Genomic DNA, 12,861 nt, shown 5'->3' with positions numbered 1-12,861 from the left:
ACTTCCCCTCCGACAGAACGGAAACACCATGAAGACCCTCTACACAGCAGAGGCCCTGGCCTCCGGCGAAGGCCGCGACGGCACCGCCATCAGCAAGGATGGCAAGCTGAGCGTCACCCTTGCCAGCCCGGTCGAGCTCGGCGGTGACGGCGCGGGCACCAATCCTGAACAGCTCTTTGCCGCCGGCTACGCCGCGTGCTTCCACTCCGCCCTGCGCCTGTTGGGACGCAAGGAGCGCGCCGACCTGACGGACTCCGCCGTCGCCGCCAAGATCCACTTCGGCGCCCTCGAGGACGGTGCCGGCTACGGCCTGGCCGCCGAACTTGAGATCGCGCTGCCCGCCGTGGACCGGGACACGGCCGAGGCCCTCGTGGCCAAGGCCCACCAGATCTGCCCGTACTCCAACGCCACCCGGGGCAACATCACTGTCGACATCACCATCCTGGAGGTAGCCGCATGAGCAACAACACCGAAACTCTCACCCTTCCCGCCACTACCCGCGAGATCCAGCTGGCGTCCCGCCCCCACGGCCGCCCCGTCCCGGCGAACTTCCGCCTCGCCGAGTCGGCGCTCCCCGAACTGCAGGACGGCCAGGTCCTGGTCCGCAACCTCTTCATCTCGGTGGACCCGTACATGCGCGGACGCATGAACGACGTCAAGTCCTACTCGGCACCGTTTGCACTGGATGCCGCACTCGACGGCGGCGCCGTCGGCGTAGTCATCGCGTCCCGGGCCGAAGGCCGCGCCGTGGGCGACACGGTGGTGCACGGACTGGGCTGGCGCGAGTACGCCGTCGTCGATGCCGCGGCCACCACAGTGGCGCGCACCGATCTGGCCCCCGCGTCAGCATTCCTCGGCGCCCTCGGCATGACCGGGCTGACCGCCTACGCGGGACTGCTGAAGGTTGCGGAATTCAAGCCCGGCGACGCCGTGTTCGTCTCGGGCGCCGCCGGCGCGGTCGGCTCGCTCGTCGGGCAGATCGCCAAGGCCATGGGCGCGTCCCGGGTGATCGGCAGCGCCGGCTCGCCGGAAAAGGTGGCACGCCTGCTCGAACTCGGCTTCGATGCCGCGTTCAACTACCACGACGGTCCCGTGGCGGAACAGCTCGCCGCGGCCGCGGGTGAGCGCGGGATCGACGTCTACTTCGACAACGTCGGCGGCGAGCACCTCGAGGCCGCGCTGTCCGCACTCACGGTCGGTGGCCGGGTGGCCATGTGCGGGGCCATCGCCCAGTACAACGCGACCGAGCCCACGCCGGCACCGCGGAACCTCATGCTGGCGATCGGCAAGCAGCTGACGCTCAAGGGCTTCCTCGTTGGCGGCTACTGGCAGCACATGGCCGAGTTCGTCGAGGCCATGTCCGGCTGGCTGGCCGACGGAACGGTCCGCTACGACGAGACAGTGGTGGACGGGCTGGAGAACGCCCCGCAGGCCTTCATGGACCTGCTCGACGGCGCCAACACCGGCAAGATGCTCGTCCGGCTGTAGCCGGACACCCGGCACTCGCCGTGCGCCACGACGCCTCCGGCGCCGGTTCCTGCGGGGACCGGCGCCGGAGGCGTACGTGGCCGCGGCGGGCACCTGCTACCTCTAGGTAACAAGTTCTCAACAATCTGGGCATTCGCCGGGACGTGTGTTATCGGGACGTGGCGCAGGCCACTACAGTAGCTTCCATAAGTGCGCCTCGGCGCAGTGCTGCGAAATCCATCAGTGACAACAGAGATCAGCGGAACACCGCAGACAGACACTCATTGAACTTCCGTCGTAGCGCCTACTCTTTCTTCCTGGAGGAAAATTGAAGAACTCTCTGCGTGCCACCTTTAAGCGCGGATCAATGGCCGGCGTCGCCACCGCGGGCGCGGCTGCACTCCTGCTGACGGGCTGCGGAGCTGCCCCGGAGGCCAGCACCGCCACCAACACCGCCAGCAACTACACGGGCTGCATCGTGTCCGACTCGGGTGGATTCGACGACCAGTCGTTCAACCAGTCATCCTACGAGGGCTTGAAGAAGGCCGAGAAGGATCTCGGCATCAAGACGAACCAGGCCGAGTCCAAGACCAACAACGACTTCGAGCCCAACCTGCGCGCCATGGTCTCCGCCGGCTGCAACCTGACCATCACGGTCGGCTTCCTGCTCGGCGACGCCACCAAGTCCCAGGCCACCGCGAACCCGGACAAGCACTTCGCCATCATCGACTTCGGCTATGAGACCCCCGTCGCCAACGTCAAGCCGATCATCTACGACACCGCCCAGGCAGCATTCCTGGCCGGCTACCTCGCAGCAGGCACCACCAAGACCGGGACGGTCGCCACATTCGGCGGCATCAAGATCCCCACGGTCACCATCTTCATGGACGGTTTCGCCGACGGCGTGAAGTACTACAACGAGAAGAAGGGCAAGGACGTCAAGCTTCTCGGCTGGGACAAGGCCAAGCAGGACGGCTCCTTCACCGGTGACTTCGAAAAGCAGGACAAGGGCAAGCAGTTCACCCAGAACTTCCTGGACCAGGGCGCGGACATCGTCATGCCCGTCGCCGGTCCGGTCGGCAAGGGCGCCGGCGCGGCCCTGCAGGAAGCCAAGGCGGCAGGCAAGGACGTCAAGCTCATCTGGGTTGACTCCGACGGCTACCTCACCGCACCGGATTACAAGGACATCATGCTCTCCTCCGTCATGAAGCAGATGGGCGAGGCCGTCGAGACGGTCGTCAAGCAGGACAAGGACGGCCAGTTCACCAACAAGCCGTACGTTGGCACCCTCGCGAACGACGGCGTCCAGCTTGCCCCGTTCCACGACATGGATTCCCAGGTTCCGGCCGAACTGAAGTCCGAGCTGGACCAGATCAAGAAGGACATCGCCGACGGCAAGCTGAAGGTTGAATCTGCAGCCAGCCCGAAAGCCTAACTTCCTCCGCTAAGCGCCACGGCCCGTCCGGTCACCACCGCACGGGCTGTGGCGCTTTTCGTTGCGGCCCTTAGTGCCTCAGACCCCAGGCACTAAGCTGGTGCTGCAGCGCCCCTACGCGTCCGGACCAAGCCTTCCGGACACCTCGAGATTGGTCAGAGTTTTGAAACTTGAACTCAAGGGCATTACCAAACGCTTCGGCTCCCTGGTAGCGAACGATCACATCGATGTGGTCGTTGAACCCGGGCAGATCCACTGTCTGCTCGGTGAGAACGGCGCTGGCAAGTCCACGCTGATGAACGTCCTCTACGGACTGTACGAGCCCACCGAGGGCGAAATCCTCATCGACGATAAACCGGTCACGTTCCGTGGCCCCGGCGACGCCATGGCGGCCGGCATCGGCATGGTGCACCAGCACTTCATGCTGGTCCCCGTCTTCACGGTCGCCGAGAACGTCGCCCTGGGAGCGGAGACCACCAAGAGCGGCGGATTCCTGGACCTCGATGACACCCGCCGGAAAATCCGGGAGATCTCGGACCGGTACGGCTTCGACGTCGACCCCGACGCGCTGATCGAAGACCTCCCCGTGGGGGTGCAGCAGCGCGTGGAGATCATCAAGGCACTGGTCCGCGACGCCAAGGTCCTCATCCTCGATGAGCCCACGGCCGTGCTGACCCCGCAGGACACCGATGAGCTGCTGGACATCATGCGCCAGCTCAAGAGCCACGGCACCTCGATCGTCTTCATTTCCCACAAGCTGCGTGAGGTGAAGGCCGTTTCGGACACCATCACCGTCATCCGGCGCGGCAAGGTGGTGGGCTCGGCCGATCCCGGCGCCTCGACCACCGAGCTGGCCTCCATGATGGTGGGCCGGGCCGTGAGCCTGACCCTGGACAAGGCTCCCGCGAATCCGCAGGAGACCACCTTCGAGGTCAAGGACCTCACCGTCATCGCCCCCAACGGCCAGCACGTGGTGGACGGGATCAGCTTCGGAATTGCCCGCGGCGAGATCCTCGCCGTCGCCGGCGTCCAGGGCAACGGCCAGACCGAGCTGACCGAGGCCATCCTCGGCCTGCACGAGCGGGTCCACGGCTCGATCACCCTCGACGGCGAAGAACTCGTGGGCCGCAGCGTCAAGGAGGTCCTCAACGCCGGCGTCGGGTTCGTCCCGGAGGACCGTTCCCTCGACGGCCTGATCGGCACGTTCTCCATCGCCGAGAACCTGATCCTGGACCGCTACGACCAGGCGCCGTTCGCCAAGGGCATCAGCATGAGCCCGGCCAAGGTCCTGGAGAACGCCAAGACCCGGATCGCGGAATTCGACGTCCGCACCCCGTCCGGCTCGCTGGCAGCAGGCACCCTGTCCGGCGGCAACCAGCAGAAGGTCGTCATGGCCCGGGAGCTCTCCCGGCCGCTGCGGCTCTTCATCGCCTCCCAGCCCACCCGCGGCGTGGACGTGGGCTCCATCGAGTTCCTGCACAAGCGGATCGTCGCGGAGCGGGACCACGGCACGCCCGTCATGATCGTCTCCACCGAACTGGACGAGGTGATTGAACTCGCCGACCGGATCGCCGTGCTGTACAAGGGCCGGCTGGTCGGGATCGTCCCGGCCGGCACCGGGCGGGACGTCCTGGGCCTGATGATGGCCGGGGTTTCCCCGGACGAGGCCCAGACCGACGCCGCAGGCAGGCACGCGGCCCGATCCCTTTCCGAAAACCCGGCCGCGAACGCAGCAGAAATCCCGGCCGGCATCCCGGCCGACAACCCCGCATCGAAGCCGGCCATGAACCCGGCCCCCGCCGCCCCGTCCGTGCAGGAGCCCGGCTCCGGCGCCGTAGGAGACCCCCATGAGTGAGAACACCGAGCCGCGGTCCGCGGCCGCACCGGACCCGGACCGGCTTCCGGCATCGCAGGCCACCGACGTGGAGCCTGAACCGCTCGAGGACGATGCAGACTTCGTCACCTCGCTGGACACCGCGGGCGGCGCCCACCAGCCGTCGGCCGTTCCGGTCTCGACCCAGAGCGGAGCCCTTCCGGGTGCCCCGGAAGAGGAGTCGCTGCTGCGCAAGATCTTCACCGGCAACGGCATCGTGACCATCCTGGCGGTGCTGCTCGCACTGATCCTCGGCGGCCTGCTTATCGCCATGACGGACAAGGTTGTCGGCACCACTGCGGGCTATCTCTTTGCCCGGCCCAGTGACTTCCTCACCGCCGTCTGGTCCGCCGCCACCGATTCGTACGTCGCCCTCTTCCAGGGCGCGGTCTTCAACCCGCGCGGGAACGGCGTGGCCGGACAGTTCGCCCCCCTCATGGAGACGCTGACCATCGCCACCCCGCTGATCACCGCCGGCCTCGGCGTCGCCCTGGCCTTCCGCGCGGGCCTGTTCAACATCGGCGCGCAGGGCCAGATCATCATGGCCGGCATCCTCGCCTCGTGGGTCGGCTTCGCGCTGCACCTGCCGCTTGGGCTGCACCTGCTGCTGGTCCTGGTGGCCGGCGTCATCGGCGGCGCCGTTTGGGGTGGCATCGTCGGCGTGCTCAAGGCCCGGACCGGCGCGCACGAGGTCATCGTGACCATCATGTTCAACTACATCGCTCTCTATTTCCTGCGCTACCTGCTCGACACGGACCTGTTCCAGCGTCCGGGGGCGGACACACCGATATCGCCCATCGTGGACCCCAGCGCCGCGTACCCGCTGATCTTCGGCAGCCAGTACCGGCTGCACCTGGGATTCCTGCTGGCCATTGCGGCCACCGTGTTTGTTTCGTGGCTGCTGAACCGCTCCACGCTCGGTTTCGAATTCCGTGCCGTCGGGGCCAACCCCAAGGCAGCCCTGACCGCCGGCATCAACGTCTCCCGGGCCACCATCCTGGTGATGACCATTGCCGGTGGCCTGGCCGGCCTGGCCGGCGTGGCACAGGTGGCGGGCACCGAAAAGGTCCTGACCGACGGTGTCGCGGCAACCTACGGCTTTGACGCGATCACGGTCGCGCTGCTGGGACGGTCCTCGCCGTGGGGCACGTTCGCCGCCGGCCTGCTGTTCGGAGCTTTCCGCGCAGGCGCCGTCCAGATGCAGATCCAGACCGGAACCCCGATCGACATCGTGCTCGTGGTCCAGTCACTGATCGTGCTGTTCATCGCGGCGCCGCCGCTGGTCCGTGCGATCTTCGGACTCAACCCGCGCAAGAAGAAGGCCGCGACCGCCGGCAAAACCAAGCAGGCCGCAACCACCGGAGGTGCCGCATGAGCACAACAGCAACCTCGCCCGTTGAAGGAAAACCCCAGCCGGAGAAGAACCACAGGCCGGCGCAGTCCGCCAAGCCCGTGACCTGGAAGCTGCCGGTCACGCTTGCGGTGCTGGCCACCATCGCCTTCATCTTCTTCGGACTGCTGGGCCCGCAAGGAACCGCTAAGTTCGGCGTTTCCTCCGGAGGCGACTTCTTCCAGCTCCCCGCGATCGAAGTACCCGCGTTCCTGTCCGGCATGGTGCTCTCCCTGATCCTGGTGGTCCTTGCGGGCTACGCCCTGGTCCTGAAGGCGCGGGCGAACCGGCGGCCCCCGCGCTGGCTGCCGGCCGTGTTCACGGTTGTGTTCGTGGTTGCCTTCCTGATCTGGGTGGTCGGCGGCGCCCGGACCCCCAGCATTTCGCTGGCCGGCCTCATCGCAGGATCCGTGACCCTCGCCGTGCCCATCGTCTTCGGCTCATTGTCCGGTGTGCTGTGCGAACGGGCCGGCGTGGTCAACATCGCCATCGAAGGCCAGCTCCTGGGCGGGGCTTTCACGGCCGCCCTCGTCGCCAGCCTGACCCACAACCCCTACGCGGGCCTGGTCGCGGCGGCCGTGGCCGGCGCCCTTGTCTCGATAGTGCTGGCGCTGTTCGCCATCAAGTACGTGGTCAACCAGATCATCGTCGGCGTCGTGCTCAACGTCCTGGTCTCCGGGCTCACCGGCTTCCTGTTCAGCACCGTGATGCAGTCCGATCCGGAGAAGTACAACTCGCCCGGCCGGCTGCCCATCATCGACATCCCGGTCCTGTCCAGCATCCCGGTGATCGGGCCCATCCTGTTCAAGCAGTCCGTGGTGGGCTACCTGATGTACGTGGCCGTCATCGTGATCTGGGTCGCCCTGTTCAAGACGAAATGGGGCCTGCGCGTCCGTGCCGTGGGCGAGCACCCGCAGGCCGCCGACACCCTGGGCATCAAGGTCAACGCGACCCGCTTCTGGAACGTCACGCTCGGCGGCGCCGTCGCCGGGATCGGCGGATCGTTCTTCACCCTCGTTGCGATCGACAGCTTCACCAAGGAAATCTCCGGCGGACGCGGCTTCATCGCCCTCGCCGCCATGATCCTGGGCCGCTGGAACCCGATCGGGGCGTTCTTCGCCGCGCTGCTGTTCGGCTTCGCCGACAACCTGCAGAGCATCGTGACGATCATCGGCACCCCGGTGCCGAGCCAGTTCATGGCCATGCTGCCGTACGTGGTGACCGTGTTTGCCGTGGCAGGGCTCGTGGGCCGCTCCCGGCCGCCGGCCGCTGACGGCATCCCGTACATCAAGGGCTGAGCATGGACAGCACCAACGTCGACTGGGCTGCACTCGAAGCCGCGGCAGTGTCCGCCATGAAGAACGCCTATGCGCCGTATTCGAAGTTTCCGGTGGGGGCCGCGGCCCTCACCGGAGACGGGCGGATCGTCAGCGGCTGCAATGTCGAAAACGCCAGCTACGGGCTGACCCTGTGCGCCGAGTGCGCCCTGGTGGGCAACCTGCAGATGACCGGCGGGGGACGGCTCCGCGCCTTCTACTGCGTCGACGCCGGCGGGAATGTCCTCATGCCGTGCGGGCGCTGCCGACAGCTGCTCTACGAATTCCGGGCTCCGGACATGGAGCTCATGACCACGCAGGGAATCAAGACCATGGACCAGGTCCTTCCCGATGCCTTTGGCCCCCAACACCTGGAGGAACCCCGGTGACACAAGCGACACAGAACCCCAACAACAGTGAAGCGTTCGACGCCGTCGACATTATCCGCATCAAGCGGGACAAGGGTGTGCTCAGCCCGGCCCAGATCGACTGGACAATCGACGCGTACACCCGCGGCGCCATCGCCGACGAACAGATGGCCGCCCTGAACATGGCCATCCTGCTCAACGGCATGGACCGGGCCGAGATCTCCCGCTGGACGGCGGCCATGATCGCCTCCGGCGAGCGGATGGACTTCTCCAGCCTGCGGCGGCCCGACGGCGGCGTGAAGGCTACCTCGGACAAGCACTCCACCGGCGGGGTCGGGGACAAGATCACCCTGCCGCTGGCGCCCCTGGTGGCGGTGTTCGGCGTGGCCGTGCCGCAGCTCTCGGGCCGCGGCCTCGGCCACACCGGCGGCACCCTGGACAAGCTCGAGGCCATCCCGGGCTGGCGCGCGGCCCTGAGCAACGAGGAAATGATGGCCCAGCTCCAGGACGTCGGCGCGGTCATTTGCGCGGCCGGCGCCGGGCTGGCCCCGGCGGACAAGAAGCTCTACGCGCTCCGCGATGTCACCGGGACCGTGGAGGCCATCCCGCTGATCGCCTCCTCGATCATGAGCAAGAAGATCGCCGAAGGCACCGGCTCGCTGGTGCTCGACGTCAAGGTGGGCAGCGGCGCGTTCATGAAGGACGAGGCCCGCGCCCGCGAACTGGCCGAAACCATGGTGGCCCTGGGCAAGGACGCCGGCGTCAACACGGTGGCCCTGCTCACCAACATGAACACGCCGCTGGGCCTGACCGCGGGCAACGCGATCGAGGTCGAGGAATCCGTGGAGGTCCTCGCCGGCGGAGGCCCGGACGACGTCGTCGAACTCACCGTCCGGCTCGCGGAGGAAATGCTGGCGTGCGCCGGCATCCGCGACGCCGATCCCCGGGCAGCACTCCGGGACGGCCGGGCCATGGACGTCTGGAACCGGATGATCGAGGCCCAGGGCGGAGACCCGCGCGCCAAGCTCCCGGTCGCCAAGGAATCCGAGGTCATTTACGCCCCGGCCGACGGCGTCCTGGTGGAGCTCGACGCGATGGCCGTCGGCGTCGCTGCCTGGCGGCTCGGTGCCGGACGCGCCCGCAAGGAGGACCAGGTCCAGGCCGGCGCCGGGGTGCGGATGCACGCCAAGCCCGGTGCCACAGTCAAGGCGGGCGAACCGCTCATGACCCTCCTCACGGACACCCCGGAGAAGTTCGAGCGTGCCAAGGAAGCGCTCGAACACGCCGCCGTGATCGCCCCCGAGGGCTCCCGGCCCGCCCAGAAGCTCATCATCGACCGCATCGCCTAACCCCGTTGCCCTATCACTTGGGGTCCCCGAACCCCGGGGGATAACAGCCGATAACAGCCGTACGTGATAGGGCAACGGCGGCCGGAGCCGGCGGTACACTGACTCCACAGCAGTACCCGTCAAGCGCAGGCCCGGCTCCGGCCGAGCCTGCGCTTGGATCGATCTGGCCCCGCCGCGCGTTAGGAAGCTGTGCAGGCAATCAACGACTTCATCCTCGCCGCCGCAGGGCAACCCTGGGTCCTGGTCCTGGTTTTTGCCTGCTGCATGATCGACGGCTTTTTCCCCCCGATTCCGAGTGAATCGGTGGTGGTGGGCCTGGCTGCAGTCGCCGCTACGGCGGGCGTCCCCAACCCTCTGCTCTTGATCGCTACGGCTGCCGCAGGGGCTCTTGTGGGCGACAACATGGCCTATCTGATCGGCCGCGGGACCGGAACCCGGCGCTGGGCGTGGCAGCGCGGCCCGCGCATGCAGGCGGCCTTCCGCTGGGCCGGCCGGGAACTGCGGAAACGGCCTGCCTCACTGATCCTTGTGGCCCGCTTCGTCCCGATCGGGCGGGTGGCCGTTAACCTGACCGCCGGCGCCACGCACTACCCGTGGCGCAGATTCTTCAGCCTGACGGTGCTCTCGGCGCTGCTGTGGGCCAGCTACTCGGTGGGGATCGGACTGACTGTTGGTCCGTGGTTTGAGAAAAACCACGTGCTGGGCGCGGCCATTGCCATCGTCTGCGCGGTCGTCCTGGGCGTCGTCCTGGACCGCGTGATCAGCAGGGTGCGCGGCCGCGCACCGGAGGAACCAACGCATTCCGTGCCGCCCGTCGAGTCCTAGGCGGATTGGCCCCGCACATGGGACACTTAGGAGCGATTTGGGTCACGTTTGTTGGCCGCAGGTCGTGCAAAGTTTCGTCCATGGTTCTACCCACTGTCATCGCGAGTACGTTACGGCTTAGTTGTCCGTTCCCAGTCATCAAGGAGCACCACCTGCATGGAGTTCATTAACGAGGCCGTGCTCCATGCCGCTGGCCAGTGGTGGATCTACCCCCTCCTGCTGGTTTTCTTCTTCGTGGACGGCTTCGCGATGGTGGTCCCCAGCGAAACCCTGATCGTTGCCCTGGCGGCGTACTCCGTGCACAGCGGCCAACCCAATCTGTGGATCCTGGGCCTCACGGCGCTCGTGGGAGCGATGGCCGGCGACAACATGGCCTACATGCTCGGCCGCAAGATTGGCCTCGAGCGGTTCCGCTGGATGCGCAAGCCAAAGGTCCAGAAAGTCTTCGGCTGGGCACACTACGAACTCGAGAAGCGCGGCGCCGTCCTGATCTTCACCGCCCGGTACATTCCGTGGGGCCGCGTCGCCGTCAACTACGTGGCAGGCACGACGGCGTTTCCGCACCGCCGGTTCTTCTTCCTGGACGGCTTCGCCTGCCTGACGTGGGTCGCCTACTCAATCGGCATCGGCGTCCTGGCCAGTTCCTTCCCGTGGCTGCACCACAACCCGCTGCTCAGCGCGGGCATCGCGGTGGTATTCGCCATTGTCCTCGGTGTCCTCATCGACCATCTCCTGCGCTGGTGGCACAAGCGCCTGGGCCGCCACGACGCCGGTCCGGTACCGTCCGAGACTGAATATGCCGCCGAACCAGCCTCCGGGGAACGCGCTCCGGAGCTGCACGGCACGATGCTGGCCGGTCCGTCCGCTGAGTCCGGAGCACCCGGAAAGTAGCTTCCGGCGCCCGCCGACCCTATGGTTGGAACGTGACTGAGACTATTCCTGACGCTGCCCCTGACCTCGACTTCGACCTGAAGGGCCTTCCCAAGGTTTCCCTTCACGACCACCTGGACGGCGGACTCCGCCCGGCCACCATCATTGAACTTGCTGAGGCCGTCGGCCACACGCTGCCGTCCACGGACCCCGTTGCGCTGGGGGAGTGGTTCCGCGAATCCGCCGATTCCGGCTCCCTGGTCCGCTACCTGGAGACTTTCGACCACACCATCGCCGTGATGCAGACCAAGGAGGGCCTGTTCCGCGTCGCGAAGGAATTCGTCGAAGACCTGGCCGACGACGGCGTCGTGTACGGCGAAGTGCGCTGGGCGCCCGAACAGCACCTGCAGAAGGGCCTGAGCCTGGACGACGTGGTCGAAGCCGTGCAGGCTGGCCTCGAAGCCGGCGTGGACGCCGTGGCAGAGACCGGCCGCGATATCCAGGTGGGCCAGCTCATCACTGCCATGCGCCACGCCGACCGTGGCCAGGAGATCGCCGAGCTGGCAGTCCGCCACCGCAACAACGGCGCCGTCGGCTTCGACATCGCCGGCGCTGAGGACGGCTTCCTGCCGTCCCGCTTCAAGGACGCCTTCACCTACCTGGCCCAGCACAACTTCCCGGCCACTGTCCACGCCGGCGAAGCCGCCGGCCTGGAAAGCATCCAGTCGGCCCTCGTAGACGGCCGGGCCCTGCGCCTGGGCCACGGCGTCCGCATCGCCGAGGACGTCACGATCGAATTCGAAGAGGACGAAGACGTCGACGCCGCGGGCGACGAAGTCAACGACACCATCGGTATGGTGACCCTGGGCGAGCTCGCCAGCTGGGTGCGCGACCGTGGCATCGCCCTGGAGATCTGCCCCTCCTCCAACCTGCAGACCGGCGCCATTGCCGGCTTCGGTGAGGGCATCGAAAGCCACCCGCTGGACATGCTCTACCAGCTCGGCTTCAACGTCACTATCAACACCGACAACCGGCTCATGAGCGGCGTGACGCTGACCGACGAGTTCGAACTCCTGGTTGAGACGTTCGACTACGACCTCGATGACCTGCTGGAGCTGACGCTGAACGCGGCCGAGGCCGCCTTCCTGCCGCTCGAGGAGAAGGAAGCCCTGGTCGAATACATCAACGAGGCCTACGCCGATCTTGGCTAACGAGGACACATCACCCGTCCAGGGGCTCGCTGGGCCCACAGCGGCAGGGGTCCCCGGCCGAGCTTGCGAGGTCGGGGAGCTGCTGGGGATAATCGCGGCCCTGCGCGAGCATTGCCCCTGGATGGGTGCCCTCACCCACGAGTCCCTCGTGGAGTACCTCCTGGAGGAGGCCTATGAGGTGGCCGAGACCATCGAGACCGGCGCCGGCGACGCCGAACTGCAGTCGGAACTCGGGGACGTCCTGTTGCAGGTGGTCCTGCACGCCCGGCTCGCCGAGGAACGCGGCGCCTTTGACCTGGGCGACGTCGCCCGCGGCCTGAGCGCCAAGATGATCCGGCGCAACCCGCACGTGTTCCGGCCCGACGGCTCGCTGCAGGATTCCTTCCCGGCAACGGTGGAGGAGATCGTCCTGAAATGGGATGCCGTCAAGAAGGCCGAGAGGCCCGAACGCGGCCACGTCTTCGACGGTGTTCCCGCCGCGCTGCCGGCCCTCGCGCGGGCCCAAAAGATCCTGGACCGCGCCGAACGCGCGGGCATGGCAGCGGCCGCCGGCCCAACCGCCGTCGACCTCCCGGCCGCCGAGGAGGAACTCGGCGACCTGCTGTTCGGGATCGTGGCGGCTGCCCGGGCCGGCGGGCTCGACGCCGAGCGCGCCCTCCGCGGCGCCCTCCGCCGGTTCCAGGACAGCACCGGCCCCGGGCCGTCGGAGCAGTAGCGCCGGCAGACTAGAGTCGGCAAGATAGCGGCGGCACACCAG

At 67.3% G+C, this 12,861-nt stretch carries 12 protein-coding genes; all 12 read left to right on the top strand.

The genetic code is table 11. The features are described from left to right. Positions 1-28: 28 nt before the first annotated feature. The 12 genes from B5X90_RS11865 to B5X90_RS11810 all read left to right on the top strand — a co-directional run bounded on the left by B5X90_RS11865 (position 29) and on the right by B5X90_RS11810 (position 12,819). Complete coding sequence (locus B5X90_RS11865; protein ID WP_079553230.1) at positions 29-460, top strand: organic hydroperoxide resistance protein; 432 nt, start codon at positions 29-31, stop codon at positions 458-460. Beyond that, complete coding sequence (locus B5X90_RS11860; RefSeq protein ID WP_079553228.1) at positions 457-1,488, top strand: NADP-dependent oxidoreductase; 1,032 nt, start codon at positions 457-459, stop codon at positions 1,486-1,488. The genes B5X90_RS11865 and B5X90_RS11860 overlap by 4 nt, the downstream gene beginning before the upstream one ends. 346 nt (positions 1,489-1,834) lie before the next feature. Next, on the top strand, positions 1,835-2,902 hold the full coding sequence (locus B5X90_RS11855; RefSeq protein ID WP_079553226.1) for a BMP family lipoprotein: 1,068 nt from the start codon (positions 1,835-1,837) through the stop codon (positions 2,900-2,902). A gap of 163 nt (positions 2,903-3,065) precedes the next feature. Next, positions 3,066-4,757: an ABC transporter ATP-binding protein gene (locus B5X90_RS11850; RefSeq protein ID WP_079553224.1), complete on the top strand. Its 1,692-nt coding sequence runs from the start codon at positions 3,066-3,068 to the stop codon at positions 4,755-4,757. Beyond that, on the top strand, positions 4,750-6,150 hold the full coding sequence (locus B5X90_RS11845; protein WP_079553221.1) for an ABC transporter permease: 1,401 nt from the start codon (positions 4,750-4,752) through the stop codon (positions 6,148-6,150). The genes B5X90_RS11850 and B5X90_RS11845 overlap by 8 nt, the downstream gene beginning before the upstream one ends. After that, positions 6,147-7,463: an ABC transporter permease gene (locus B5X90_RS11840; protein WP_079553219.1), complete on the top strand. Its 1,317-nt coding sequence runs from the start codon at positions 6,147-6,149 to the stop codon at positions 7,461-7,463. Before B5X90_RS11845 ends, B5X90_RS11840 begins: the two co-directional genes overlap by 4 nt. Positions 7,464-7,465: 2 nt before the next feature. After that, a complete protein-coding gene (locus tag B5X90_RS11835; RefSeq protein ID WP_079553217.1) occupies positions 7,466-7,870 on the top strand; it encodes a cytidine deaminase in 405 nt (134 codons plus the stop codon). Further along, positions 7,867-9,198: a thymidine phosphorylase gene (locus B5X90_RS11830; protein ID WP_079553215.1), complete on the top strand. Its 1,332-nt coding sequence runs from the start codon at positions 7,867-7,869 to the stop codon at positions 9,196-9,198. Before B5X90_RS11835 ends, B5X90_RS11830 begins: the two co-directional genes overlap by 4 nt. A gap of 189 nt (positions 9,199-9,387) precedes the next feature. Next, positions 9,388-10,023 carry a DedA family protein gene (locus tag B5X90_RS11825; protein ID WP_079553213.1) on the top strand — a complete coding sequence of 212 codons (636 nt, stop codon included), beginning with the start codon at positions 9,388-9,390 and terminating at the stop codon, positions 10,021-10,023. 156 nt (positions 10,024-10,179) lie between these two features. Beyond that, positions 10,180-10,914 (top strand): DedA family protein, encoded by a 735-nt coding sequence (locus B5X90_RS11820; protein ID WP_079553211.1) that lies wholly within the window; start codon positions 10,180-10,182, stop codon positions 10,912-10,914. A gap of 32 nt (positions 10,915-10,946) precedes the next feature. Continuing rightward, on the top strand, positions 10,947-12,104 hold the full coding sequence (locus tag B5X90_RS11815; protein WP_079553209.1) for an adenosine deaminase: 1,158 nt from the start codon (positions 10,947-10,949) through the stop codon (positions 12,102-12,104). Positions 12,105-12,225: 121 nt separating this feature from the next. Further along, positions 12,226-12,819 carry a MazG nucleotide pyrophosphohydrolase domain-containing protein gene (locus tag B5X90_RS11810; RefSeq protein WP_079553207.1) on the top strand — a complete coding sequence of 198 codons (594 nt, stop codon included), beginning with the start codon at positions 12,226-12,228 and terminating at the stop codon, positions 12,817-12,819. Positions 12,820-12,861 lie beyond the last annotated feature (42 nt).

This window comes from Arthrobacter sp. 49Tsu3.1M3, assembly GCF_900168135.1.
Lineage (GTDB): Bacteria > Actinomycetota > Actinomycetes > Actinomycetales > Micrococcaceae > Arthrobacter.
Note: the sequence above shows the minus strand (reverse complement) of the source record. Positions and strands in the feature narration are given on the sequence as shown.

Coding starts and splice junctions, on each gene's coding strand:
- B5X90_RS11835 (WP_079553217.1), top strand. CDS start 7,466: ATGGACAGCACCAACGTCGACTGGGCTGCACTCGAAGCCGCGGCAGTG.
- B5X90_RS11840 (WP_079553219.1), top strand. CDS start 6,147: ATGAGCACAACAGCAACCTCGCCCGTTGAAGGAAAACCCCAGCCGGAG.
- B5X90_RS11860 (WP_079553228.1), top strand. CDS start 457: ATGAGCAACAACACCGAAACTCTCACCCTTCCCGCCACTACCCGCGAG.
- B5X90_RS11810 (WP_079553207.1), top strand. CDS start 12,226: ATGGGTGCCCTCACCCACGAGTCCCTCGTGGAGTACCTCCTGGAGGAG.
- B5X90_RS11845 (WP_079553221.1), top strand. CDS start 4,750: ATGAGTGAGAACACCGAGCCGCGGTCCGCGGCCGCACCGGACCCGGAC.
- B5X90_RS11855 (WP_079553226.1), top strand. CDS start 1,835: ATGGCCGGCGTCGCCACCGCGGGCGCGGCTGCACTCCTGCTGACGGGC.
- B5X90_RS11820 (WP_079553211.1), top strand. CDS start 10,180: ATGGAGTTCATTAACGAGGCCGTGCTCCATGCCGCTGGCCAGTGGTGG.
- B5X90_RS11865 (WP_079553230.1), top strand. CDS start 29: ATGAAGACCCTCTACACAGCAGAGGCCCTGGCCTCCGGCGAAGGCCGC.